At 59.3% G+C, this 26989-nt stretch carries 14 protein-coding genes; 10 read left to right on the top strand and 4 right to left on the bottom strand.

Annotation, left to right across the window (positions count from 1 at the left end):
• Window positions 1-59 precede the first annotated feature (59 nt).
• The 3 genes from RD1_RS05170 to RD1_RS05160 are packed head-to-tail and all read left to right on the top strand — an operon-like array spanning window position 60 to window position 5043.
• On the top strand, window positions 60-1472 hold the full coding sequence (locus tag RD1_RS05170; RefSeq protein ID WP_011567403.1) for a TolC family outer membrane protein: 1413 nt from the start codon (window positions 60-62) through the stop codon (window positions 1470-1472).
• Window positions 1469-3739 (top strand): type I secretion system permease/ATPase, encoded by a 2271-nt coding sequence (locus RD1_RS05165; RefSeq protein ID WP_011567402.1) that lies wholly within the window; start codon window positions 1469-1471, stop codon window positions 3737-3739. Before RD1_RS05170 ends, RD1_RS05165 begins: the two co-directional genes overlap by 4 nt.
• Window positions 3736-5043 (top strand): HlyD family type I secretion periplasmic adaptor subunit, encoded by a 1308-nt coding sequence (locus RD1_RS05160; protein ID WP_011567401.1) that lies wholly within the window; start codon window positions 3736-3738, stop codon window positions 5041-5043. Before RD1_RS05165 ends, RD1_RS05160 begins: the two co-directional genes overlap by 4 nt.
• Here RD1_RS05160 and RD1_RS05155 read toward each other — a convergent pair.
• Together RD1_RS05155 and RD1_RS05150 are read right to left on the bottom strand one after the other, a co-directional pair.
• On the bottom strand, window positions 5040-7718 hold the full coding sequence (locus RD1_RS05155; protein ID WP_074958840.1) for a hypothetical protein: 2679 nt from the start codon (window positions 7716-7718) through the stop codon (window positions 5040-5042). The two genes, RD1_RS05160 and RD1_RS05155, sit on opposite strands and share 4 nt — an antisense overlap.
• A complete protein-coding gene (locus tag RD1_RS05150; RefSeq protein ID WP_011567399.1) occupies window positions 7711-15960 on the bottom strand; it encodes a beta strand repeat-containing protein in 8250 nt (2749 codons plus the stop codon). The genes RD1_RS05155 and RD1_RS05150 overlap by 8 nt, the downstream gene beginning before the upstream one ends.
• 477 nt (window positions 15961-16437) lie before the next feature.
• Here RD1_RS05150 and RD1_RS05145 point away from each other — a divergent pair, with 477 nt between their 5' ends.
• Window positions 16438-17571 (top strand): lytic murein transglycosylase, encoded by a 1134-nt coding sequence (locus tag RD1_RS05145; protein WP_011567398.1) that lies wholly within the window; start codon window positions 16438-16440, stop codon window positions 17569-17571.
• Here RD1_RS05145 and rarD read toward each other — a convergent pair whose 3' ends face one another.
• On the bottom strand, window positions 17572-18423 hold the full coding sequence (rarD, locus tag RD1_RS05140; RefSeq protein WP_050759124.1) for an EamA family transporter RarD: 852 nt from the start codon (window positions 18421-18423) through the stop codon (window positions 17572-17574). It lies immediately after the preceding gene.
• A gap of 263 nt (window positions 18424-18686) precedes the next feature.
• Window positions 18687-19232, bottom strand: a complete 546-nt coding sequence (locus tag RD1_RS05135) for a L,D-transpeptidase (protein ID WP_245897199.1) — start codon at window positions 19230-19232, stop codon at window positions 18687-18689.
• 518 nt (window positions 19233-19750) lie between these two features.
• Here RD1_RS05135 and acs point away from each other — a divergent pair.
• The 6 genes from acs to RD1_RS05105 all read left to right on the top strand — a co-directional run bounded on the left by acs (window position 19751) and on the right by RD1_RS05105 (window position 26989).
• Window positions 19751-21673, top strand: a complete 1923-nt coding sequence (gene acs / locus RD1_RS05130; RefSeq protein ID WP_011567395.1) for an acetate--CoA ligase — start codon at window positions 19751-19753, stop codon at window positions 21671-21673.
• 4 nt (window positions 21674-21677) lie between these two features.
• Window positions 21678-22364: an adenylate kinase gene (locus RD1_RS05125; protein ID WP_011567394.1), complete on the top strand. Its 687-nt coding sequence runs from the start codon at window positions 21678-21680 to the stop codon at window positions 22362-22364.
• Between the two features lie 56 nt (window positions 22365-22420).
• Window positions 22421-22705 carry a DUF4212 domain-containing protein gene (locus RD1_RS05120; protein ID WP_011567393.1) on the top strand — a complete coding sequence of 95 codons (285 nt, stop codon included), beginning with the start codon at window positions 22421-22423 and terminating at the stop codon, window positions 22703-22705.
• Between the two features lie 3 nt (window positions 22706-22708).
• Window positions 22709-24511 (top strand): sodium:solute symporter family protein, encoded by a 1803-nt coding sequence (locus RD1_RS05115; RefSeq protein WP_011567392.1) that lies wholly within the window; start codon window positions 22709-22711, stop codon window positions 24509-24511.
• Between the two features lie 93 nt (window positions 24512-24604).
• A complete protein-coding gene (locus RD1_RS05110; RefSeq protein ID WP_011567391.1) occupies window positions 24605-26431 on the top strand; it encodes a DUF294 nucleotidyltransferase-like domain-containing protein in 1827 nt (608 codons plus the stop codon).
• Between the two features lie 33 nt (window positions 26432-26464).
• The gene (locus tag RD1_RS05105) at window positions 26465-26989 is read left to right on the top strand and encodes a hypothetical protein (protein WP_011567390.1); all 525 of its coding nucleotides are present in this window, start codon (window positions 26465-26467) and stop codon (window positions 26987-26989) included.

The following is a 26989-nucleotide window of genomic DNA, read 5'->3' as shown; positions in this document are numbered from 1 at the left end:
AGAGCAGAATAAAAAATCACAGTGGGTTGCAAGTTATGATGTTGTCCAAACAGGCACTGATGAAGACGAAAACAAGCATCCTCGCTTTCGCGCTGGGGTTGTGTATATCGCAACCTGCGTCGGCGCTGTCGCTGGAAGACGCCATTCTGTTCGTGTTGGAAACCAACCCTGAGATCAAGGCCGCCGAAGCCAACAAGCAGGCGATTGAATTCGAACTTGATCAGGCCAGAAGCTTTTTCGCCCCGCGCGTTGAATTTGAATCCCGCGCCGAGGGCAGCATCAATGATGGCACGCGCACCAGTGATCTGACCTCCTCGGACGATGCGATTTTCGGCTATGAGGTCACGGGCCGCGTGACGCAGCGGCTTTATGACGGCAAGGCGACACGGTCGGAAGTGGAGCGGCAGGCCTACCGGATCGACGCCGCCGCCTATCGCGTTCTTGAGCGTGCCGAATTTTTGTCGCTCGAGGCCATTCGCGTCTACAGCGACGTTCTGCGCACCCAACGGGTGACGCAACTGGCCCGCGAAAACCTGACCTATCACCGTGACATCCTCGAACAAATCCGCAGCGGGTTTGACAATGGCATTCTCGGGATCGGCGATCTGCAACAGGCCGAAGAACGCCTGTTTCTCGCCGAAGACACCCTGCTGCAATTCGAATTGAACGAAATGGACACACGCGCCCTGTTTCTGGAAACCGTTGGCGTGACCCCTGATGGATTGAACGCGGTGCCAAGCCCTGCCGCGCGCTTGCCGGCAACGGTCGAAGAGACGCTTGCCACGGCGTGGCGGCGCAACCCGACAATCCTGTTCTTCCAATCCGACGTCGGGGCCGCCGAGGCCTTGTCGCGCACAGCGAATGCCAACAGGGCGCCCACGCTCGATCTCGAAGCGGTCACGCGCTACGGGGACGATATGCGTGGCTTTGAAGGGGAAGTGCGCGATGCATCGGTCGGCCTCGTTTTACGCTATGAATTTCAGGGCAACCGCAAGCGCGGCGAACGCGAAGAACAAGTGCGCCGCGTGGGAGAGCAACGCGCCCGGCTTTTGACGCAGACCCGTTTGGTTGAACGTGAAGTGCGACAATCCTGGGCGAACCTGCAGTCGGCCCTGCGCCGCGCCGATATCCTTGAGCGACAGGCCACCCTGTCCCGCGACTTGCTGGAAAGCTATACGCAGGAATTTGATGTCGGAAACCGCTCACTGCTGGATGTTTTGAACACGCAGAACGCGCTGTTCCAATCCGAAGTAAATTTACAGAATGCTAGGTCTTTGGAGGTATTCCTGAAATACCGTCTACTGGCTGCGGCAGGAATCCTGCTGCCATCACTTGGAATCGAGCCGCCGGAAGACAGCAATGCATATGCCGCCAGCGCCGAAGGGGCACCGGGGGTCAGTTCCGAACCCGTGAAGCTGCGCGATGACGCGCGCGGCTTTAGCGATTGGCGCAAAAGCGTACAGTCTGAGTGACCGCAGAACGGAGGGTTCCCATCTCCAAACCGGATAAACCAGCCAAATCGCGGGTCGCGCGTATCACCACAGGCAGCGGCACAGAGGCCAAAACACAGGAAATCGTCGCAAAGGTCACGCGGTCCAATCCGGATTGGGCACTGGACGCTGGCCCAACCGACCCTTTGGCGGCATCTCTCGTCGAAGCGATGCGCATCAGCGGGACAGACATCGCCGTCGAAGTGCTGACCGGGGGCCTTGGTCTGCCGTCCGATGGGCGTTTGTCACCCGAACTGGCCGTTTCTGCCGCTGAACGGCATGGCATGCGCGCGCGGCTCGAACGGCGCCGCTTGGGTGACATTGATCCCGCTGAATTCCCCGTCGTCTTACTGTTGCGCGGACGTGACGCCTGCGTTTTGACCGCCCGGAACGAGGATGAAACCTATTCGGTTTTGCGCCCGTCACAGGCGTCAGACACGCTGAAGATTACGCAAAAGGCCCTGCTGGATCTCTATGTGGGCCATGTGATCCTTCTGCAGCGTCAGGCCGAAACGCTGGGGGATACCAAGCTGCCCACGGCCTCCGGCCATTGGCTTTGGGGGGCGTTGCGCCCGTTCTGGCCGGAATACATGCAGGTCGTGCTGGCCTCGGTGCTGATCAATTTTCTCGCCCTCGCGGTGCCGCTGTTCACCATGAACGTCTATGACCGCGTCTTTCCCAATGCGGCCATCATCACGCTTTGGTCGCTTGTTGCGGGTGTTGCGCTGGCTCTGGGGTTTGACGCGCTGCTCAAGCTCTTGCGCTCGGGAGTTATCGACCGGGTGGGGCGCAAGGTCGATGCCTCGGTCTCGGCCAGCGTGTTCCGGCATGTCTCGAACCTGCGGCTGGACGAAGACGTGCCGCCATCGGGCAGCCTGATGAACACGCTCAAAGACTACGAACAGGTTGCGGATTTCTTTTCATCCCAGACGCTGTCGCATCTGATTGATCTGGCTTTTGCGGTGCTGTTTATCGCGCTGATCTATTACATTGGTGGGCCGCTGGCCTATCCCCCTGCCCTTGCGCTGGGATTTGTCCTGCTGATGGGCCTGATTATCCTGCGTCCACTGCGCGGTGCGTCCGAACACAACCGCGCGACCGGCGGGGCGAAAACCCTCGTGGCCTCGGAGGCTGTGTCGGAACTCGAAACCCTCAAAGCCGTGGCCGGGCACAACCGCATGCAATCCCGCTGGGAGCGGCAAAGTGCGGACGCCGCGATGACCCAAGCCAAAAGCCGCCGCCTTGCGACACTCGCCACGACACTGACGGCGCTGGCCACGCAGGCCTCCTCCATCGGGATCGTGGTGATCGGCGTCTATCTCGCGCTGGAAGGGCAGATCACCATGGGTGCGGTCATTGCCGCGATGATCTTGTCGGGCCGCGCGCTTGCCCCCACAGCGGCGGTCACAGGGCTGTTTGTGCGGGGGAGCTTCGCGATCTCGACCTTGCAATCCTTGGGCAAACTCATGAACCAACGCTCTGATGCGGATGGTCGGGGGCGCACGATCAACACGACCGATCGTTCCGGTGAGATTGAATTGAAAGACGTCTCGCTGAACTATCAGGGCGCGGTGGTTCCGGCCTTGAAAAACGTCTCTCTCAAGGTATCCGCCGGCAGCCACATTGGCATTATCGGACCGATCGGGGCAGGCAAAACATCGTTGACGCGGGTGATGGCCGGGCTGTGGCCCCCCACGGATGGGCTGATCCTGCTGGATGGTTTGAATACACGGCAGATCGCCCCCGAAACGCTGCGCCGCTTTGTGCAACTGGTCCCGCAGGAAGCGGTGCTTTTCACCGGCACCCTTGCCGAGAACATCGCCTTTGGCGTTCCCGGTGCACGAGACGAGGATATCCTGCGTGCCGCGCGTGACGCGGGCGTGGATCGGATCGCCGCCAGCCACCCGGATGGGTTTGGCATGCAGATCACCGAACGCGGGCGCAATCTGTCGGGCGGGCAACGCCAGATGATCGCGCTGGCCCGCGCATTGCTGCCGCAGCCGCGCGTGCTGATACTGGACGAACCGACTTCCGCGATGGATATGCAATCAGAGATGCTGTTTATTGACGGTGTTGAACGGGCGCTGGCGCGCAAACCCATGACCCTTGTGGTCTCGACCCATCGCATGGCGCTTATGCGGCTCGTTACACATGTGGCTGTCATGACCAGCGGCACCTTGCGCAGCTATGGACCCCGTGACGAGGTGCTGTCGTCGTTGAAAGACGCTGGCAAGGGCACGCCATCATGAGCGGCACGGAATGGGATTTCGAGGCGTCGCGCCGCCCCCGGTCGACTGGTCGCGGGCTGTTAACGCTGGTTTTTCTGTTGGTCCTTCTTGGCTTGCTGGTGGGGGCCGTGTCCTGGGCGTCTTGGGCACGCATCGAGGTGATGGCCCGTGCGCAGGGTGTTGTCGTACCCTCCGGACGTGCGCGGAATGTGGAAAGCCTTGAGGGCGGCATCGTGCGCGACATTCTGATTTCCGAAGGCGATGCCGTGACACAGGGTCAGGTGTTGATCCGCATTGATGACATCGGGGCCGCGTCGACCCTTGGCGAAATCACCGCGCGGCGCGATGCGATGCTGGCCAAGGCCCTGCGGCTCGAAGCAGAGTTGCTGGGCGAGGACGCTCCGGATTTTTCCAGCCTCGGGCTGGCCGAAGATCACCCGCTCGCCCTGCGGGAGATGGCGCTTTTCGACAGCCGTCAGGCGGCTGATCTGTCCCAGCGCACGGTGCTTGTCTCGCAGGTGGAGCAACGCTCTCAGGAGATCGAAGAGCTTGGCAGCGCCTTGGCCCGCATTGACGAAAGCCTCGAATTGCTCGACGAGGAAATCGCCTTGCGCACAGCTTCCGGCGTCGTGCCACGCGCGCAAATCATCCCGATTGAACGCGAGCGGACCAGAAAACGGCAGGAACGCGACTCCGTCCTCAGCCGCAGCCGTCAGGCCGTCACGGCACTGGGCGAAGCCGAAGCGCGCGTGCGCGAACTGAACCTCAACCGGCGCGCAGAGATCAACACCGAACGCTCGGATACCCTGAATGAACTCAGCGTCTTGGACGAAACCCTGAAACGCGCCTCCGATATCCTGAACCGCACCAGCCTGCGCGCGCCGGTCGAGGGCATCGTGTCGGTCCTGAACGTCAATACGCTCGGATCCGTCATCGCACCGGGTGAAGAGGTCGCGCGCATTGTGCCCGCCGATGACAATCTAGAGGTCGAGGCGCGCGTGCGGCCCGAAGACATCGCGTTCATCCGCCTTGATCTGCCCGCAAAGGTGAAACTCACGTCCTTTGATTTCACGATCTACGGCGCACTGGAAGGCCGCGTCGTGCGCATTGGCGCAGATGCGGAGCGCGATGAAACAACCGGCGAGACGTATTTCCCCATCATCGTGCGCACGGACTCGAATGCGCTGTCGCGCAACGGTGAAACCCACGAAATCCGCACCGGCATGATCGCCTCGGTCGATATTCTGACCGGGGAACGGACGGTACTGGATTACCTGCTCAAACCGCTGCGCAAAGCGCGCCTTGAGGCCCTGCGCGAGCGCTAGACGATGGCCGTTTGCGCAGCACCCACGCTGTCTTCGAAAATCACTTCGACCTGCGCCGGGATACCACCACCTGCCGATCCGACCTCGAACGCATTGCTGCCATCCACCTGCAAGACGCCGGTGGAATTGTCATAAGACACGCGGCCGCCAACGCTGTTCACACCATTCACAACTTCGCTCAGATCAATCTGATCGCCTGCGCCATAATCACCGATCTCATCCGCGATTGTCACGGGGCCGGAGGCGAGCACAAAGATGTCATCGCCCGCACCGCCAAGCAGCGTATCGCGCCCGTCGGATCCTTGCAGGATGTCATTGCCCGCACCGCCGTCAATCGTGAAGCCGCCCGCCGCCCCGCTGAGGTCGATGAAGTCAGACCCACCCATCAACTGGAACTCGGTGATCCCGGCATAATCGCGCTGCGTTGCCAGCCAATCCACGGCATCATCATTGTCGGTGCCTTTTGCGACGGTCCCGCCGAGCGTCGCATCCCCCGTGACATCCGTCATCAGGCTGCGCACAACACCGTCCGGACCCGTGACAACGGTGCCGCTGTCCTGCATCTGCAACGTATCAATATCCAGATTTGCCGTAGCTGAGGAGCGCGCAGGAACCGGGGCGCTATCGACAACTTCGTATTCCAGCACCGGTGTGCCGACGTATCCCGGCGGCACCGTGATGGTCACATCTGTCCCCGCGACGCTGATCTGAACCAATGGATCGGGTGAGGTGATGTTTTCCACCGTCATGGCCGTCGTATCACTCGCATTGGCAAGCAAATCTGCAAAAGTCACAACCTGCGACTGATCAAACGTAGGTGGCACATCGACCGGTGCGACAATATCCGGACGCGCGTTGATATTGACCGCCAAGGGCACATCCGGTGCGGTGCCATGATTGGTCGTGACCGAAACCGTGCCCGTGATATCGCCCGCAAAGCTGGCAGGCACCGTCAGGGACAGCGCCGCAATCGCCAGCGCAAAATCGGCAGGCGACAAAGCGCCGCGTGCGAAGGTCAGCGTGGAACGGGTCGCAGAGAGCGCGCCGTCTGATGCCAATGTGCCCGCAGGCAGCGGCTGATCAAAGGTCACAACCACCGTTTCAAGTGTTTCGGATGGCGTCGATTGAATATCCGTGATCTGCGCATCAATCCCCAGCGCGACCAGCAGATCCACGCCTTCCTGCTGTGCAAGGTCTGTGTTCGTCACACTGACATCGACATCCAACTCGCCGGTGATATCAAGATCAAAGCTCTCGCTTACGTTGCCGCCTTCATTCGTGGTGGCTGTCACGGTCGACGCAAGCGGCGTGCCGTTTGTGGCAAAGTCCGTCGGGAAGGTGATGACCAGCGCGTTAAACTCTGCCTCGGTCCCGGTAAAGACAAGCGTGCCACTTGCCGCAATATCGCCTGCACCGACGGAATAGGTGGTGCCCGCAGGCACGCCAGACATCTCGAAGGTGACGGAATCAATGCTCTCTGACCCGTCGGTATCGGTGACATCAAGGGCCACGTTTGACGAAGGCGTGAACGTCACCTGCGCATCCGTTTCTGGCAGGGTCACCACAGGGTCCGTCACCGTCACCGTCAGATCCGGCGTCGCGGTGATCGCGAGGTTCAGGTTCGCGACATCCGACAGTTCGGTGTCCGTGTAGCTGTAGGTTGTGCTCTCATCCGTTGTGATGGCCACAACATCAATCGACACATCCCCTGCGAAATCAGCAGGTGGTACAAAGGACACCGTCCCGGCTGGAATGAACCCGATGCCCGGCCCGCTAAAGCTCGGGTCCGGGATACCCGGAATGACGACGATACCGCTGGCCGGTACTGTTACTGGCGTCCCGCCGACAAACAGCGCACTGCCCGCAGGCAAGGTGACTTCAAAACTGATCGTTTCATGCACATCGGGCGAGGTAGCGGAAAGGGTGATATCATATTGCGTCCCATCATCCTCGGCCCCTCCGGTCGGGGAGATACTGGCCTGCACGGTCGGTTTATCCGCATCAGGTAGGACCCGCAGGACAAAATCGGTCACGCCCTGGTTCTGATCCGAGTTGGCCAGCTCCAGCGTGTTGATCGTGATGGAGACCGGGATTTCGGGCAGAATGGTTGCGTCTTCGCTGTCTGGCGTGCGGGCGTGTTCATCCACCAGTGAGATCGTCAGCGCATTCAGTTGGGACACCGGCACGGTGAACGTGTCGTCCCCATTGTCGATAATGCCGCTGGCACCGGACAGGATCACGTAATCCGGCAACGGCCCAATCACGGCAGAGGCTGTTTCCGATCCGTCCTGATCCGGCGATTGCGCGGTCTGGAATATCTCGCCAAAGCTGATGGGTTTGTCCTCAACGATGGTCACGATCGGTACAGGCCCCGTCGGGTCCGTCACCAGTGGCAGTCCGGTTTCGGTCGCCGTCTGATCCGGATTATAGACGAACTCGGGCGCATCAGCGACCGGGATGATATCAATCGTCCGCGTTGTTGTGTTTGACGCGACGCTACCGTCAATGTCTTCGCTGGACGCAGTTACGGTGATGTCCAAGGGTCCGCTGAAATGCTCTGCCGCACGGACTTCAAGTGTGCCCACGGCGTTTGGGCTCAGAGTAAAGGTGGGCGGATTGCCCGTCCCCGGCCCGGTGCCTGCATCCGGTGTCAATTCACCATTGGCGTCAAACAATCTGGCGTCCGGGTCCCCCCCCAAGGGTGATGACAACATCGCCTGTCGCACGCTCGCCCTCATCGACACTGGACAGGGTAATGTCAGCCGAGAAAGCGGTGTCTTCGAGGGCGGATGCCGGTGCGCCGATGGCAATCGTCGGGCCATCCACGACGGGCTGCACAAACACAGGCATTGTACCGGGTTGGCTCGAAAAACTATTGCAGGTGAAGTTGTTCAGAACCGATGTGGTCTGAATGTCGGGCAGGCTATCGTAAGGGTCAGCCGTACCGAATGTATCACCGACGGGGAACGGATTGCTTGGGCTCGATTCTTGCGGTGGTGGAGTGTAAGTCACTGTCCCAGCAGTCAAAAGCGGGTTGCTGCTGTCCGTTCCAAGGGCGGCAAAATCGATTGTGTACTGGCCGGTGATCGGATCAAACAGCACTGCACCCGGCGTTGAGGACGTCAGCGTCGCGCCCGGCGGCAGTGTCAGGCCCACGCCGAAATCACCACTCACACCCAAGCTGTCCACACCCAGTGGCTGACCGCTCAGATCATCAATGCTCTCCCACTGTCCGGGGACTTCGGTGAGCTGGATTTTCAGCTCATTGCCGGTGTCTTCGAATGCATCCCCAACAAAGGTCAATTCGGGGATCGGCAACTGCCGGGGGTCACCTGGCGGACAACTGCCACCACCGACCGCATTCCCGCTGGGCAGGACAATGATCGAGAAATCCGAGGAAGTCACACTGCCGCCCGTCAACCCGTCAATATCGTTCAAAACGTCCTGCACGTCGACACCCGGACCAATCTGGCGCACGCTGGACAGATCAACGTCGTTTTCTGTGACGATGGCGTTCAGTGTCAGGTTGAAATAGCTCGGATCGCTCACGGCCACATTCGGCACCACGGTCACAGTGGCCAGTTCCGCTGCGGTCACAAGGTAAGTCTCGCCGCTGGCATCTATGGGTGTGCCCCCGACAAAACGGAGTTCGGGCGGAATATCCGTGATGATGTAATACAGCGTCTCAGACCCATCCGGACCGCCGTCGGCAAAGAGGATCTCATCACGCGCACCCGTCAACGGATCCGCCGCTTCAAACGTATTTGTAACGGCCGGGTCATTGAATCCCAGCTGCAGCGCATCATCGCTGAGGCGTTCGATCAGCTGGAACGGCGTGTCGTCGAACCCGGCGTAGGCGTAGGCGAGATCCTGATTAGGCACACCGCCGGTTGTCCCACTTGGATCATAGATCGCATTGATCGTGGTCTTGTCGATCCCACCGGGTGTCGCGGCAGGGTCGGCGTCCTGAACAGCGACGTCCGGCGTGTCTGCGACGCCTTCGACGTTGATCGTCACGGTGCCAATGCCGGTTGTCGTCTCGGCAGGGCCGGGCGTACCCGGAAGTACGCTGGATTCGACATACGTCACCTCGACCTGAAAGACGACCGCCTCGTTGCTGTCCTGCCCGGGCAAGACATGCAGGTTTGGCGACTGCGCGGCAGTAATGTTGTAGGTGCCAGACGCATCAGGGGAAATCAGGTTGGAATAGATCGGATCGCCCGCAGGCGTCGTGCCCGTCTGATTTGGCACACCATCAAAAAACAGCGGCAGACGTCCTTCGCTATCGGCCTGAACATTGAAAATGGTATAGGCGTCTTCGATGATTTCCGGAGATTCCGGCGTCTGGTCGATGATATTGCCATCCAGAACAACGCGCACCGCCTGATCTTCGAGTGTGCGGAACGTCTCGCTGGGGTTCCCGCCATCCGCGACCGGATCAATGCTGATGGTAGCGGTCGACAGGTTCGTCACGCCGGTCGTGCCATTCGCCTCAAGGGTCACGATGTCGACGGCAATCGGGATATCGCCAGAGAAATGCTCCGGCACACCGCGCAGTTCAACGCCTTGCCACTGATCTTCGTTCAGGCTCCAGTCCAGTGTGCCATCGCCGTTGATCTCGGTCAGCAATGCCGGGATTTTCGGCCCGCTTGGATTGGCCGGGTCGGTCACATAGACAGTCAGGAAGTTCGGGATATTGCGCAACACGGCAGAGATGATCGTCTCCGACCCATCCATATCCTCGATAAAGGGGGTAAAGGAGAAATCGAATGTACCACCGGCGGCATCAATCACCGCCTCGTTTCCGCGTGGGAACGCCTGCACAAAGGCCTCGTTGTTGACCGGATCGACATCAACGTCGACCGTCACATCAACACTCAGATCCCGGGTCGTAACCGTGTTTCCATCCGTGGTGGTCAGCGCGAAATTCAGATCAGCGCCAAAGAAGTTGCCATCATCCGTGAACGGATCCCCATTGGCACGATCCACATCGTAGTCTTCGTAAAGTGCTGGGTAAACTGCGACCGTTCCGGCGAAATCGGTCACATCCGGCAAGAAAGCGATGGTCAGTTCGCCGGTATTCGCGTTGTAGGTCGCCGTGTCGATCTTGTCGAATTCAGCCTGCGCGATCGCGCCAGTGCCCGTGATGTTGAAGAACATCGACTGGTTCAGTGTCACGTTCTGCGTGGTTTCCGCCACGCCGATCCAGGATGACGGGATGTTCGACACCACGATTTCGGTCAGCTCTTCGGAGCCATCCGTGTCGGGCGTCAGCGCGCTGAGACGCAGGAACGCCTGAACCTGACCCTCGCCGGTGCTGTCGTTGGTGCTTTCGATCAAGGTCAGCGTCGTTGTGTCCTCAACCGTCGGGTTCGCCCGTGTCGCCACCGCGCCAACTTCATCCGTGCCCGCTGCGACGACGAAATCGGTATCCACGACAAACACACCGGCATCCAGCGTGGCTTCGGTCACGGGTCGCACGGTCACAACGGTCGAGAACGCGGCACTGCCGAAATTGTCGACAAAATCGATCTCTTCGTCGCCCGTGTCGGTCTCTTTCCAGAAGACTTCGCCTTGCGTGGTCAAAACACCGGAGAATTTCTGCGGCACACTATAGCGCAACCCGGTAATTGCCGAGGCAAAGTCTGTATCGCTCACCCCGGCAGGTCGGGTCAGAGCAATGCTGATTTCATTGTCACCGGGAACAGGGTCCGTGCGGGCCACGTCCACAGAGCTGTCGCGCCCGTCGAAATTCAACACCAGATCGCTGAGGCTTGCCGGATCGAACGTATCGCTCAATGTATCCACGGTGACGGTGAAAATGACGGCGGTAAAGCTTTCCGAGGCATCGGTGTCCTGAAGCTCAAGCCGCGTGATACCCGCATCGACCACGCGGCGGTTGCCGAGGTTTTCATTCGTGTTGCGGTCACGCGTGCGCAGGTTGATATCGTCAACAACAGCGTCAAGGTTGACATCAACACCATCGCGCGCCGTGGCGGTATCGCTTGGCAGTCCGGCAGCGGTATCAACCGACGTGACCGTGGCCAGAAGATCACCGCCTGTCAGGGTCTCCACGTCCTGATCCTGATCGCTCAGCGGAATCATCTGAAGCTGCGCGTTGAACGCCACGACATTCGGATTCAGGGTGATCGTCAGCGTCGTTCCCACCACATCGGCGCTGGCCACATCACCGCCACCGGTTGCAAAACGCGACGCATCGACGGCACCATCCCCTGCTGTCAGCCATCCGGCTGGCACGTTTTCAATCACGATTTGCTGTAGCGCTTCGGACCCGTCCTGATCCGGGGTGGTGGCATCAATCTGCAACAGGAAACCATCGTCAGAGGTTCTGTTCGTATCCTCGCCCGCGTCTTCCTTGACAGAAAACGCGTCAGGGCCGACCGACGTGACAAAGGCACCCGGCACCACTGTCAGGACAATTTCGGGTTCGGCCACGGGGGTGACCTCAACGGTTGTCGAAACGCTCTCTCCTGCGGGGCCGGTTTCATTGGTCACAACCGTTGTTGTCAGGTCAATCACACCGGAGAAATGCTCCGGGAAACGCACAATCGACAGGCCCGAAAGGTCGCTCAACGTGGTGCCCGTCCAGACATTGGAGCTGGCCGTCAGAAGCGTGCCATCAGACAGTTCGACGGGGCCATTGGTTGGCAGCCCCGTGAAAGTCACGGACAGCGCGGTCAGCGTTTCAGACCCATCCTGATCGGTGATCGCCGCCGTCAGGCCAAGGTCAATCGGCGTGCCGAGGTCTTCGATCACAACGGAATCGACACCTGCGATGAACACATCCGCCTCTGGCGTGACCTCGATCGTGATTGCCTGCGCCAGATTGCCCGTCCCCGGTGCAGGCGTCGTTTCACTGTTGAGAATGGCCTCATCAGTGATGAAATTCAGCGTGCCGGTAATCGCGCCCTCGGGGCGTTGCGTCGAGAAATCATCCGGCAGGCGCAATACCACTGCTTCGAATTCAGCTAGAGACGAGACCTCGAAATTAGCAGAACCCGGTGTGCCAAAAGGCGCAAAAGTGGCCCCGCCATCCAGAGAAATCTGCGCATCCACTGGCAGGTCCGCCAGCGTAATGATCACACGACTGATTTCTTCTGACCCGTCCGCATCTGTTGGGCTGGCCGTCAAGACATCCGCCAAACGCACATCCTGCGGTATTTGCACGGTCCCGTCTAAATCAAACGCACCCGGCGCATCGTTTTCACTCAGGGTCACTGTCCCCGTGCCGATCAGCTGCAAATCGCCCTCGGCGGAGACGGTGACATCGAATGTCTCGTTCGCTGAACCAAATTCATCCGTTGTTGCGATGACGGTGCCCGTCAGCGTCGTTGCAGGCGACTGGGTTGAGAAATCGGCAGGCAGCCGAATGACAAGCGCGTCATATTCCGCAAGCGTGCCGACGAAATTCAGATCAAAGCTTGCTGTCTGAAAGGTCACGCCATCTCTTGAAAACTCCGTGCCTGTGGGCAGCGCATTGAAGGTGACATTGACCAGTTGAACGGATTCCGACCCATCCGCATCCGTGGCGATGGGGTCAAGATAATCAGAAGGCTTGAAATCAATCGGCGCATCCGTTTCGACAAAATCGGCCGTTCCGATCCGGTCAATCCGCACGTCGCCTTCGGGTTGGACCGTGACATCAATTGACGCTGTGACCGGGGCGTTCAGAACACCATTCTGGATACTGACCACGACCAATTCCGCTTGCAGGGGCAGGTTCGGGTTTTCTGATGAAAAGTCCGTGGGAAAGGTCAGGGTTATGTCTGCCGGATCGACAAGAGGTTCGGCCGTTGAATCAAACACAAAGGTAAATAACCCGGACCCGTCAGGGGTGAACGTGCCAACAGGCTGTCCCGCGCCATCGAGCGCTACCATCCCCGCAGGCAAATCCGGCAGGGTGAAAACCAGTGAAGACAGGGTTTCATTCGCTGGGTTGATTGTCAGGTTGATGAAGTCGGAAAACAGCACGGAAACCGGGCTATCCGTTTCCGTGGCAACGATTTCACCGCTGATATTGATGTCAGGTGTCGGTGTGATCACGATTGCGGTCGGGCTGCTTTCGACGCCTTCCAGCGTTGTCACAGTGACATTCGCCAATGTGGTGCCTGCATAATCGCCCGGAAAATCAATTTCAAGGTTGCGCGCGTCGTCGACCGTGCCGGTCCAGTTTGTCCCGGTCAATGTGCCGGTGGTAAGGCTTGCCCCCGGTGGCAGATCGGTAAACTCAATCGTAACCTCAGCGCTGAAGGGGGAGCCCGCCACATCCGTTTCGGACCCGTCATTGTCTGTGATGTCGATCAGGATATTCAGCGGGACCCGCACGCCAATGCTGCTGTTTTGGACGCCGCCGTCTTCTTCGGCTGTGATCTCCAGCGCGAGCGTGAGGTCGATATCCTCGACAAAATCCACGTTGACAAAAGACTGTGCGGTGGCTTGCCCGCCTTCGTCCGTCTGGGCGGTCGCGCTGACCGCAATCGGCTGGGTCATGCCTGCGTTCAAATCGGAGCGGTTGGCGGTTGAAAAATCGACCGGCAGACTGATGGTCGCGGCATCGAACGCGGCCTGAATATTACCGCTGTCAAAGACAGCCGTCAGCGTTTGCGTGCCGTCAACAGGCGATGTTGCAAGCGACACACTGGATCCGAAACCAGACACATTCGCCAGCGTGAAATCAATCGCGGGCAGGCCGGTAATCTCGACCGAGACGGACGACAGAGCTTCCGAACCATCGTTGTCAGTAACCTTCAGGTCCAGCACATCGCCCAGGGCAAAGCTTTGCTGGAACTCTTCTTCGGTCAGAGTCGGGATGACAATCGGGTCAATCTGCACGTCACCTTCCGGGGTGATCCTGAGTTCGACGTTATCCGGGCCCGCGCTGCCTTCGTTCGAAACACCCGAAATTGTGCCTGTGATGACGCCGCTCGCCAGCGGGGAGCTTTCGGTGGAATAGTCTTCGGGAAAGACCAGCCGCAGCAGGGCATATTCACTGGGGGTCCCTGAAAAGGTCAAAACGCCACCAGCCGCAGGGTCATAGGTAACACTGCCGGCCGGCGCGTTTTGGACAACGACCCCCGGAGGCAGGTCATTGAGGGTCAGTGACACGGATTGCAGGGTTTCAGGCGGCAACGCACCGTCTGTATCGGACACCGAAACGGTCCAGCTCACCGACGGATTGATAACAACCGGCGCGTCCGTTTCCGCCGCGACAATCGGCGAAACGTTTATATCAACGTCACCTGCCGGTGCCACAACGAACGTCTGCGTTGCTGTCTCGCTTCCTTCCGGGTTGGTGGCCGTAATCACCGAAGAGAATGTACCGGAATAATCGCCCGGCACATCCAGCGTCAGCGCGTTCGCCTCAGCCATTGTCCCGGTCCAGATCGCCGTCGCGGGATCAAACGTGCCATTTGAGAAAGTGGTGCCGGTGGGCAGGTCGGTAAAGGCCATTTCCACCACGGTGGCATCTTCTGATCCGTCAATATCCTCGACAAAAATGCGGTCGGTAATCGCGTCGGGGGTCGGGTCTATCGTAACGCCGCTGCCGTCTGCACCGTTGCCATCCTCAATCGCGTTGATGGTCTGGGGCAGGGCAATCACGATATCCGGTGTTGCATCCACAATCAGGTTCATCGGGCGGATTTCGTTGCCGCCCTCATCTGTTGTCGCCTGAACCGTCGCGGTGATCGTGTTGCGCGGATTGGTGGTCGAATAGTCGGCCGGAAGCTCGACAAAAATCTGCTCATACTCGGCCAATGTGCCCGAAAACGAATAGGTGCCCGAAACGGCGGTGTAATTTGCACCCCCATCGGTGGAAACACGTGCACCCGCAGGCAGGCCCGTCAAATCCACAGAAACGGACAATATGGATTCCGATCCATCCGCATCTGTTGACTGGGGCGTGAGGCCATCGTTCAACCTGAAAACGACGGGCGAATCCGTCTCCGGGGCGCGCAAGACGCTGGCACCAAAATCCAGATCCCCCTCTTCGGCGACCGTCACCGGGAAATCCAGCGACGCCTGACCCAGAAAGTTCGAACTTGCCGTGATCGTACCCGTCAGATCACCGGGCGTGGAGTCGTTCCGGCTTTCGGTGGAGAAATCCCTCGGCAGCGTGATTTCCAGCGCGTTATATTGTTCAAACGTGCCGTTGAAGCTGAAGGTCTGCGTTGCACCATTTGACGAAAAGGATCCGTTGTTCGCCACCGTTCCCACCGGAAGCCCGGGCAAGGTCAGTGTCACATTGGTGATCTGCTCGCCAACGTCAGCACCCCCGGCAATCACCTCGACAAAGTTCGAAAACCGCATGACAAGGCCGCTGTCCGTCTCGACCAGCGAAACCAGACCCGCGCCGCCAAACTGAACATCCGGCTCGCCAAAGCCGCCATCATCTGCGCCAACATCGCGGTCGCGCCGTTCTGGAAACTGATACTCGGTCGGGGGCAGCAGCGGCGAAATCGGCAGGCCGTTCAACGGATCGCCCGCCAGTACCTGTTCCTGCTCACCTGACCCGCCGTCACGTCCGGGCACTGTTGTGCTCAGAACCTGCAAATCCACCTCAACCGCATCTGCGACCGTCGTCCAGGCGCCCTGCTGCAGGGCAACGGCGATGATGTTCTGCGATGGGATCGTCAAATCCTCAGCACTCAGTGCAAAATCCGCCTTGGCCCCGTCCAGCAGGCCGATGATCGTCCCGTCGGGTTGCACAAACAGCAGATCATCGCCCAGAATGAGCGGTTTGGTGATTTCGGCCCCTTCAGCGACCATCACATCCAGCTTGGAAGCGGCATCAAGCAGCATCAACCCGTCAATGCTGGCCCCGTCCTTAAAGCTCGCGACGATATCCGCAACCTCTTGTTGCGTCGCTATCGCCGAGATTTTGGGAGCATCCGTCATCGCCGTATTCACCTACCGTTTAACTCAATCCACGCCGGGCCAACATGGCCGTTTGCTGTCGCACTCTGATGCGGGGCTGGCCTCCTTCATCGGCGGATTGCCGGGAAAACACGCGGCCGCAGGCCCCATTCCATGCTCAGAAATACCCCGAAAACGGTCCAAATTACAATACAACTAAAATGCAATTCAATTTTGTGGTTAACCTGCATCATGCTGTGGAACCACGGAAAACTGGCGCATGCGTCCAAGCTCGCCGCGCATTGTCGACTGATTTGCAGCGCTGCAAGGCTGCGGCGCAACACCCTGTTGGCCACCCGCTAAACCTTTAATCTAAAATGATTATATCTGTTGATAATGCCAGCCGCGCCATTCCATCTGCTCAGGGCGCTCTGTCTGACGGCTGGATTTCGCTTTAGGTCCGCTCACTAAGCGCTTAAAGCTGGTGCCATCTTGGGCGGACTTGCGTAGGAGAATGCGATGTATGTGACGCGGCGTAACTTCAACCTTGGCGCGCTGGCCCTCGCCTTGTCAGGCTGCACGGCCAGCCCAACCGGGCGCCCCGCGACCACCGCCCTCCCCGATGATCTCAGGCCCGTTCGCAACAGTGCCTACGATGCCTGGGTGGCCAGCTTTCAGCAACGTGCGCGCGCCGCGGGCATCACGGATGACACCCTGCGCCGCGCTTTCCAGGGCACGGGCTATTTGCCCGGTGTGGTGCGCCGCGACCGCAACCAGACCGAATTCAAACGCTCGCTTGAAGACTATCTGTCCATCGCCGTGTCAGACGAACGCGTCGCGCAGGGGCGCGATGCGCGGCGTCAATACGCCAGCGTTCTGGAAACGCTTGAGGCGCGCTACGGGGTGGATGCAAACATCATTACGGCCATCTGGGGGCTGGAAAGTTTTTACGGCGCGCGGCGCGGGAATGTGCCCGTGGTTTCCGCAACATCTACACTGGCCTTCGATGGTCGGCGGGGGGCGTTTTTCGAAAAGCAGCTCATCGAAGCCCTGCGCATTGTGCAAAGCGGCGACATCACGGCGGACCGTCTTGTTGGCAGTTGGGCGGGCGCGATGGGTCACACCCAGTTCATCCCGACTTCGTATCAGGCTTTTGCCGTGGATTTCACCGGCGACGGTCGCCGCGATATCTGGTCGGATGATCCGAGCGATGCGCTCGCATCTGCCGCAGCCTACCTTGAGCGCAACGGATGGGTGCGCGGTCAACGATGGGGCAACGAGGTGACGGGCGCGGCCTCCGGCACGATCATTCAACCACAGGAAAACGGCCCCCGGTTTGCAGTGAACCAAAATTTCCGCGTCATAAAACGCTACAACAATTCGGATGCCTATGCCATCGGCGTCGGGCACCTGTCAGATCGCATCGCGGGGCGCGGTCCGCTGGTTACACCCTTTCCGCCGGACGAAAACGGCCTGACAAAAGATGACCGGATCGCCCTGCAAATACGGCTGACCGCAAGCGGGTTTGACACCCAGGGGGCCGATGGTGTGATTGGTCCCAATTCGCAAGCGGCCATTCGCGCCTATCAGGCCAGCCAGGGACTGCCGGTGACGGGCGTCCCTTCCCCGCAGCTTCTGGATCGTCTGCAGTAGTCAGGCGCGGGCCAGCCGTGTTTCTTTCCACAGCGCATATGAATAAAGCGCCAAGGCACACCAGATCATCGGGAAGGCGATCATCCGCGCGCGGCCAAATTGCTCCCCAAAAACAAAGACCGCGATCAGGAAAATCATCGTGGGCGCGATGTATTGGAGCATGCCAATCGTGGAAAGGCGCAACAGTTTTGCCCCGTTTGCATATAACATCAGCGGAACCGCCGTTACGACGCCGCAGCCGATCAGCAGCCACGTATCAGGCGCACTGCCCATCATGAAATGCCCAGTGCCGGAATAGGCCAGATATGCAATGAACCCCAAAGCCGGCACAGACAGCAGCAGAACTTCGAGCAGGAATCCTTGATTTGGTCCGATGGGGAGCGACCGTTTGAAGTATGCGTAAAACCCCCAGGTTCCGGTCAGTGCAAGTGCGACGATGGGAACGGAACCGCTTTCCACTGTCAGAATAATGACCGCCGCCAGGGCGAGCGCCATGGCAGCCCATTTGATCTTGTCGAGCCGTTCCCCCAGCAGCAACGCGCCCAGAAAGACGCTGAACAACGGGTTGATGTAATAGCCAAGGGCGGCCTCAAGCGCCTTGCCCGAAAAGATGGACCAGATGTAAATCCCCCAGTTCGCCGAGATCAGCGCGGCCGTCACAGCCCCCATCGCGAGCGTGCGCGGCGACATCAACGCCGCGCGCAGGTCTTTCGTGCGCCCCAGTGCGACGAGCACGATTGCTGCAATCGGGATCGACCAGACGACCCGATGCGCAAGGACCTCGAGCGGTGTGACCTCCGCCAGTGCCTTCATGTAGATGGGCAAAAAACCCCACAAAAAGTAGGCAGACATCGCAAAGGCAAAGCCCTGCGGCGTGTCAGCATGCGCAGATTTCAAACCAGACCTCCGTCAAAGAGCGCAGAATTGCGGGGATACCTTGCCCTTAAACACGGATTGAACGGCGACGCAATTGAACATTGACCCCAGCCGATGGGGTTGCTGACAATCCGGCGCTAAAGCGTCAAGCGAAAGTCCTGTTTCACGCAATGCTGCCTGAAACAAAGGGTTTCAACGCTCACGTTTTACTGGAGGTTTCAGGTAATCCGCCAGACGCGCTAAGTGCGCCCGATCGGGTACAGCACCACGCGTGTCTTGAGCGGGACACGGTCATATAGGTCGATCATCTGGTCATTGATCAGACGCGCACATCCATTCGACACACGCCGACCGATGGTTTCGGGGTCATTGGTGCCGTGAATGCGCAAAAACGTGTCGCCCCGGCTGGGCGTGAACAGGTAAAGCCCGCGTGATCCAAGCGGATTGTTGAGCCCGCCCGGCATCCCGTCTGCAAAGCGCGCATAGCTTTGCGGGTCGCGCTCGATCATTTCCGGTGTCGGCGTCCAACTCGGCCATTCCTTTTTGGCCCCAACAAAAAATTCGCCATGTTCATAAAGGTGCGTGCGCCCAATACCGACCGCATAGCGGATCGCCCTTTTATCAGGGAGCGTCCAGTAAAGCGCATATTGCCCCGGATCGACATGAATTTCAAAAGGGTCGAGGTCATTACGCAAGCGCACTTCGCGCGGCAAGAACTTCTCGGGCATGTTGTAATCCGGCAGGGTGATAGGCACTGCGGCGTGGGCCGCAACCGTGCCCCCCATAAACACACTCACTGCAGAACTCTGCAAAAACTCACGACGCTTCACTGATCCCTCCCCTACACAATCGACATAATTACACGGTCGTCAAAATCTTACGCAGTCCAGCCGGCGCAAGAATACTCTGTCGCGGCACCCGCGCCGTCGAACGACTCGTAGCATGGTCAGACTTAAAATCCGGTTTCTGAGCCAAAGCACCGCCAAAGAAATCGCGCCAGAGCGAAAAGGGCAGACCAACCACTACTTTGACCAGCGCTAACGGGCGACAATCGGTGGCGCAACATTCTTTCAAATATTAACCAGCAATCCATTGGAGTCATTAACTTTTGGCGGATTGTCGCAGTATTAATTTACAATTTACCAAGATTAGAAAAAAATTATTTACAGGATAATTGTTCTTAAACAGCTAAGTAGTTACTAATTTTCAAAACTCACGTAAAAGTTATTCAACAAAGGCGCTGGGTAATTTTCTGACCCGCCCCGCGCTTCAACTGTCGAAATACTACTGTGAGGAGAAAACAATGACCAGAACACCCCACGTCACCTTATCGCAATACGCGTCTCTTTATTCGGAGTCTGTTTCGGATTCTGAGGGGTTTTGGCGGCGTGAGGGGGGGCGGGTTGACTGGATCAAGCCGTTCACCAAGGTCAGGGATGTGAACTTCGATCTCGGCTCTGTGTCGATCAACTGGTACGGCGATGGGACGTTGAATGTGGCGGCCAATTGCGTCGATCGCCATCTGGCCACGCGCGCCGATCAGACCGCGATCATCTGGGAGCCGGATGACCCCAAGGATGCCGCCAAACATATCACCTACAAGCAATTGCATGTTTCGGTCTGCAAGATGGCCAATGTGCTGGAAAGCCTTGGCGTGCGGCGCGGCGACCGGGTGGTGATCTACCTGCCGATGATCCCCGAGGCGGCCTATGCGATGCTGGCCTGTGCGCGCATCGGCGCGATCCACTCCATCGTCTTTGCCGGGTTCTCGCCCGATGCACTTGCCGCGCGGATCAATGGCAGTGACGCCAAAGTCGTCATCACCGCCGATCACGCCCCGCGCGGCGGGCGCGCCACAGCGCTCAAGGCCAATACGGATGCGGCCCTGCTGCACTGCAAGGACAGCGTGAAGTGCCTCGTCGTCAAGCGCACAGGCGGGCAGACCACCTGGATCGACGGGCGCGATTTTGACTGCGGCGAGATGATGCTGGAGGCCTCCGATGTCTCCCACCCCGCCGAGATGAACGCCGAAGACCCGCTGTTCATCCTCTATACCTCCGGCTCCACCGGGCAGCCCAAGGGCGTCGTGCACACCTCGGGCGGCTATCTCACCTATGCCGCGATGACCCATGAGATCGTGTTTGATTACCACGATGGCGATGTGTTCTGGTGCACCGCCGATGTGGGCTGGGTGACGGGCCACAGCTATATCGTCTACGGGCCGCTGGCCAATGGCGCGACCACCATCATGTTCGAGGGCGTGCCGACCTACCCCGATGCCAGCCGCTTCTGGCAGGTCTGCGAAAAGCACAAAGTCAACCAGTTCTACACCGCCCCCACCGCCATCCGCGCGCTGATGGGACAGGGCAAGGAGTTCGTCGAAAAATGCGATCTGAGTGATCTCAAGGTGCTGGGCACCGTGGGCGAGCCGATCAACCCCGAGGCCTGGAACTGGTACAATGACGTGGTGGGCAAGGGCAAATGCCCCATCGTCGACACCTGGTGGCAGACCGAAACAGGCGGGCATCTGATGACCCCTCTGCCCGGCGCGCATACCATGAAACCGGGCTCGGCGATGAAGCCTTTCTTTGGCATCAAGCCGATGGTGCTGGAGCCTGCGTCAGGCGAGGTGCTGGAGGGCAACGACGTCGAGGGCGTGCTGGTCATCGCCGACAGCTGGCCCGGCCAGATGCGCACCATCTGGGGCGATCACGAACGCTTCGAAAAGACCTACTTCTCTGATTACAAAGGCTATTACTTCACCGGAGATGGCTGCAAGCGCGACGCGGACGGCGATTACTGGATCACGGGACGGGTCGATGACGTGATCAACGTCTCGGGCCACCGCATGGGCACCGCAGAGGTCGAAAGCGCGCTGGTCGCCCACGCCAAAGTCGCCGAAGCCGCCGTTGTCGGATACCCGCATGACATCAAGGGACAGGGCATCTATTGCTACGTCACCCTGATGAACGGCGAAGAACCCAGCGATGAACTCTATCAGGAATTGCGCAAATGGGTCCGCGCAGAAATCGGCCCCATCGCATCCCCAGACCTCATCCAATGGGCCCCCGGCCTGCCCAAAACACGCTCCGGCAAAATCATGCGCCGCATCCTGCGCAAAATCGCCGAAGACGACTTCGCAACCCTCGGAGACACCTCAACACTCGCAGACCCAACCGTCGTCGATGACCTCATCAAAAACAGAATGAACAAACAGGACGCTTGATAATATGGATGGTTCAACACACCCAAACACCGCACCGGTCCTGATCCTGCTTGGCCCTCCGGGAGCCGGCAAGGGCACGCAAGCCCGCATGCTGCAGGAAAAATTCGGCCTTGTGCAACTCTCCACCGGTGACCTGTTGCGCGCGGCTGTGGCCGCGGGCACCAAGGCCGGGATCGAAGCCAAGGCCGTTATGGCCGCCGGCGGGCTGGTCAGTGACGAAATCGTCCTGCAAGTTCTTGCCGACCGCCTGTGCGAACCTGATTGCGCCGCTGGCGTGGTGCTTGACGGGTTTCCGCGCACAACCGGTCAGGCCGAGGCACTGGATCAGATGCTTGCGAAATCTGGCCAGCGCATCAATGCCGCAATCGCGCTGGAGGTCGACAACGTCAAGATGGTTCTGCGCATCGCGGGCCGCTTCACCTGTGCCGACTGCGGTGAAGGCTATCACGACAATTTCAAACCGACCCGGGCAGAGGGTGTTTGCGATGGCTGCGGCAGCACCAAGATGACGCGCCGGGCCGACGACAATGCCCAGACCGTCATGTCACGCCTTGATGCATATCAAGAACAAACCGAACCACTGATTGCATATTACGACGCTAAGGGATCGCTGCGTCGGGTCAATGCGATGGGCGACATCTCGGCCATCGCCCAAAGCATCGCGCAAATCGTTTCGAGAGTTACAGCTTGAAAACACCTGCTGGCCACATCCGGCCCGCAACAGAACTTAAAAGGAGGAACGCCAAAATGGCAGAACAACAAACAAACACAGACAGCCGGGCTGCGGAGGACGCGGGTGGGTATTGGACCGCCAATATCCGCATGATCCGGATCAGTCTGATCATATGGGCCCTTGTGTCCTTTGGCTTTGGCATTTTGCTGCGCCCGGTGATTTCGGGCATTGGCGTTGGCGGTACGGATCTGGGCTTCTGGTTTGCCCAGCAAGGTTCCATTCTCGTCTTTCTCGCACTGATCTTTTTCTACGCCTGGCGGATGAACAAGATCGACAAACAATACGGCGTGGAGGAATAGGCAATGGACCAGTTTACACTGAACCTGCTGTTTGTGGGCGCGTCTTTCGCGCTTTACATCGGCATTGCGGTCTGGGCCCGTGCAGGCTCGACCTCCGAATTCTATGCCGCGGGCCGGGGTGTTCATCCTGTCACCAACGGTATGGCCACGGCGGCGGACTGGATGTCTGCGGCGTCCTTCATTTCCATGGCCGGTCTGATTGCCTTCACCGGGTATGACAACTCCTCCTTCCTGATGGGCTGGACAGGCGGCTATGTGCTGCTGGCACTGCTCTTGGCGCCTTACCTGCGAAAGTTCGGCAAGTTCACCGTGTCTGAATTCATCGGTGATCGTTTCTACTCCCCCACGGCGCGTCTGGTGGCCGTGATCTGCCTGCTGGTGGCCTCGATCACCTATGTGATCGGACAGATGCAGGGTGTGGGCATCGCCTTTGGCCGCTTCCTTGAGATCGACGCCTTCTGGGGTCTGCTTCTGGGGTCTTGCGTCGTGTTCGCTTATGCCGTTTTCGGCGGCATGAAGGGTGTTACATACACGCAGGTCGCGCAATACTGCGTGCTGATCCTCGCCTACACGATCCCGGCTGTGTTCATCTCTCTGCAACTGACGGGGACACCCATCCCGGCGCTCGGTCTGTTTTCAGAAACGCTCAACGCAGATGGCACAAGCAGCGGTGTTTACCTGCTGACAAAACTGGACCAGATCGTAACCGACCTTGGTTTTGCCAGCTACACCGAGGCGCATAAAGACAGCCTGAACATGGTTCTCTTTACCCTGTCACTGATGATCGGGACCGCCGGTTTGCCGCATGTGATCATGCGCTTCTTTACAGTCCCACGCGTATCTGACGCACGTTGGTCGGCGGGCTGGACGCTGGTCTTCATCGCGCTGCTCTATCTCACGGCCCCTGCGGTTGGTGCGATGGCACGCCTGAACATCTCCGAGATGATGTGGCCAAACGGTGTGAACGGCGAAGCAGTATCGGTTGAGACAATCGAGACATCGCCCGAGTACAACTGGATGGCGACATGGCAGAAAACCGGTCTTCTCGATTGGGAAGACAAGAACGGCGACGGCAAGATCCAGTACTACAACGACAAGAACGACGCGATGGCTGAAAAGGCGGCGGCAAACGGCTGGGAAGGCAATGAGCTGACCAACTTCAACCGCGACATCCTCGTGCTGGCCAACCCTGAGATTGCGAACCTGCCGGGCTGGGTGATCGGTCTTGTGGCTGCGGGCGGTCTTGCCGCGGCGCTGTCCACGGCGGCCGGTCTGTTGCTGGCGATCTCCTCAGCGGTCAGTCATGACCTGCTCAAGGGGCAGCTGACGCCGAACATGTCGGAAAAATCCGAACTGCTTGCGGCGCGGATCTCCATGGCGGCAGCGATCGTGGTCGCGGTCATCCTCGGCCTCAATCCTCCGGGCTTTGCGGCGCAGACGGTGGCTCTGGCCTTTGGTCTGGCGGCGGCGTCGATCTTCCCGGCCCTGATGATGGGGATCTTCTCCAAGCGGGTGAACAACGTGGGCGCGGTTGCCGGTATGCTTGCCGGTCTGGTCTTCACGCTGGTCTATATCTTCCTGCACAAAGGCTGGTTCTTCATCCCTGACACCAACTCCTTTGCGGATACGGCAGAGGGCAGCTTGCTGGGCATCCAGTCCACCGCCATCGGTGCGGTTGGCGCGGTGATCAACTTTGCGGTTGCCTTCGGTGTCTCTTCGATCACCAAGGAAACACCGCAGGAGATCAAGGACCTTGTCGAAAGTGTTCGTGTGCCAGCCGGTGCCGGCGGTGCAGTAGATCACTAAGCCTTGCGGTTGGCCGGGAAATCCCCGGCCAGTCCACAAAACACACCTGCCCCGCATGACGTGGGGCAGGTGCCTTTCTTCAAGGATGTTTCGATGAACGAAGATGCCCTGACCTTTCTGTCGCGCCAGCACCCCTATGATGAGTTGCCCGCCGGTGTGCTCAACGATGTGGCCGCACAGGTTGAGAAACTCAGCGTCGCTGAAGGCGAGATGATCTATGCTTACGGCGAACCGCTTGAGGGGCTCTACATCATCCAATCCGGGCTGGTCGATGTCCGGGATCAATCCGACACGCAGGTCTCCATGCTGGAGCGTGGAAACTCTTTTGGCGAACGGGGATTGCTGGCAGATGGCAATGCCGTCACATCGGCCCGCGCCGTCAGGGACACGCTTTTGATCCGCGTGCCCGTTTCGCTTTTCAACACCCTGCGCACCGAACAATCCCCTTTTCAGCGCTTTTTTGCACGCAGCAGCGCACGCCCCGACAAGAGCGCAACGCAGCAGACCAGCCTCGCGCAGGTCTCGGTCGATGCGCTGATGGTCCGTAATCCGGTGACCTGCACGCCGGGGACTTCGGTGGTGGATGCGGCGGTTCTGATGACATCACGGCGCATTTCCTGCCTGTGCATCACCGAAGAGGACCGTCTGACCGGGATCGTGACCCTGCGTGACCTTGTGGGCAAAGCGCTTGCGGCAGGTCTGCCCCCGCAAACGCCGCTCAGCGACATCATCCAGAACGAACCCGTGTCACTGCCACCAACCGCCATCGGTTCGGACGTGCTGCATATGATGATGGAATACAACCTCGGCCATTTGCCGATTGTCGACGCGGGCAAGCTGGTCGGGATCGTCACGCAAACCGACCTCACCCGCTATCAGGCGACAACTGCCGCGGGGCTCGTTGCTGATGCGGCACGCGCCCAAAGCGTCGAGGCGCTCGCGGATATCACGGGCCGCATTCCAGCACTGCTCGTGCAACTGGTTGCGGCCGGAAACCGGCATGACGTCGTAACGCGCATGATCACGGACATCGCGGATGTGGTGACACGCAGATTGCTGAACATGGCAGAGGAAAAACTCGGCCCCGCACCGCTACGGTATCTGTGGCTTGCCTGCGGATCACAAGGGCGGCAGGAACAGACAGGTGTGTCGGATCAGGACAATTGCCTGATCCTTGAGGATGGCGCATCGCGGGATGACATCGCCTATTTTCACGAGATGGCCACCTTTGTCAGCGATGGGTTGAACGCCTGCGGCTATGTCTATTGCCCCGGCGACATGATGGCCACGAACCCGCGCTGGTGCCAGCCGCTGTCGGTCTGGAAAGAGTATTTCAACGGCTGGATCAAGAGCCCGAGCAAGGAAGCACAGATGCTGGCCTCCGTGATGTTCGACCTGCGCCCCATCGGCGGCGACGCATCGCTCTTTCACGGTATGCAACAGGCCACGCTGGAAAAAGCCGCCAAGAACTCGATCTTCACCGCGCATATGGCCAGCAATTCACTGACCCATCAGACACCTCTGGGGCTGCTGCGCGGTCTTGCCACCATCAGCTCCGGCGATCACCGCAAGACCATCGACACCAAGCTGAACGGGGTCGTACCCGTGGTTGATCTGGGGCGCATGTATGCCCTGCAAGGCAAGCTCACCGTCGCCAACACGCGCGCCCGGTTGATTGCCGCGCTCAACAACAAGACGATCAGCGCCAAGGGCGGGCGCGACCTGCTGGAGGCCTATGATCTGGTTGCACAGACGCGGCTTGAACATCAGGCGCGGCTGATCAAGGAGGGCAAGGCACCCGACAACTACCTGCCCCCGGCCCGCCTGTCGGATTTCGAACGCAGTCACCTGCGGGATGCTTTTGTCGTGATCAAAACAATGCAGTCGGCTCTGATGCAAGGACGTGGCATCTTGGGCTGATATCTACGGCAATTCTCGGGGAGGAGAAGGCTCATGTTTTTCGAATTGATCGGCACGATTATCGCAGGCGTTGCCATGGCGCTGCTTGTCTGGGCCGTGAACCGGACCCTGCTCAAGGGGCGTTTGCCAAGCTGGCTGGTACCGGTGTCCGCAGGTCTGGCCATGCTGGTGGCGACGATCTCCAGCGAATACGGCTGGTTTGCCCGCACGCAGGCCAATATGCCCGGAGGTTTCGTCGTCGCGCAAAGCGTGGAAGAACAGGTTTTCTACCGGCCATGGACCTATGCGGTGCCCTATGTCAGCCGCTTTGTGGCCGTGGATCAGGCGACCATGCGCACACACGCAGAACAACCCGGCCAGCGCATCGTCGATCTGGTGTTCTATGGCCGATGGGCGCGCACGGCCAAGGTGCCTGTGCTGTTTGACTGCACGCAAAGTCGGCGCGCTGACATCATTGACGGCGTGGAATTTGGCGACAACGGTGAAGCACTGGGCGTTGACTGGATCGCCGTCAGTGCCAGCGATCCAATCCTGAGGGTCGCCTGCGAGGAGGTGTGA

This window comes from Roseobacter denitrificans OCh 114, from assembly GCF_000014045.1.
GTDB classification, from domain to species: Bacteria; Pseudomonadota; Alphaproteobacteria; order Rhodobacterales; family Rhodobacteraceae; genus Roseobacter; species Roseobacter denitrificans.
Note: the sequence above shows the minus strand (reverse complement) of the source record. Positions and strands in the feature narration are given on the sequence as shown.

What these genes read in the sequence shown, in the direction of transcription:
- rarD (WP_050759124.1), bottom strand. Translation starts at nt 18,423, where the DNA reads ATGTCTGCCTACTTTTTGTGGGGTTTTTTGCCCATCTACATGAAGGCA.
- RD1_RS05150 (WP_011567399.1), bottom strand. Translation starts at nt 15,960, where the DNA reads ATGACGGATGCTCCCAAAATCTCGGCGATAGCGACGCAACAAGAGGTT.
- RD1_RS05110 (WP_011567391.1), top strand. Translation starts at nt 24,605, where the DNA reads ATGAACGAAGATGCCCTGACCTTTCTGTCGCGCCAGCACCCCTATGAT.
- RD1_RS05145 (WP_011567398.1), top strand. Translation starts at nt 16,438, where the DNA reads ATGTATGTGACGCGGCGTAACTTCAACCTTGGCGCGCTGGCCCTCGCC.
- RD1_RS05115 (WP_011567392.1), top strand. Translation starts at nt 22,709, where the DNA reads ATGGACCAGTTTACACTGAACCTGCTGTTTGTGGGCGCGTCTTTCGCG.
- RD1_RS05160 (WP_011567401.1), top strand. Translation starts at nt 3,736, where the DNA reads ATGAGCGGCACGGAATGGGATTTCGAGGCGTCGCGCCGCCCCCGGTCG.
- RD1_RS05105 (WP_011567390.1), top strand. Translation starts at nt 26,465, where the DNA reads ATGTTTTTCGAATTGATCGGCACGATTATCGCAGGCGTTGCCATGGCG.
- RD1_RS05135 (WP_245897199.1), bottom strand. Translation starts at nt 19,232, where the DNA reads ATGGGGGGCACGGTTGCGGCCCACGCCGCAGTGCCTATCACCCTGCCG.
- RD1_RS05120 (WP_011567393.1), top strand. Translation starts at nt 22,421, where the DNA reads ATGGCAGAACAACAAACAAACACAGACAGCCGGGCTGCGGAGGACGCG.
- RD1_RS05125 (WP_011567394.1), top strand. Translation starts at nt 21,678, where the DNA reads ATGGATGGTTCAACACACCCAAACACCGCACCGGTCCTGATCCTGCTT.
- acs (WP_011567395.1), top strand. Translation starts at nt 19,751, where the DNA reads ATGACCAGAACACCCCACGTCACCTTATCGCAATACGCGTCTCTTTAT.
- RD1_RS05170 (WP_011567403.1), top strand. Translation starts at nt 60, where the DNA reads ATGAAGACGAAAACAAGCATCCTCGCTTTCGCGCTGGGGTTGTGTATA.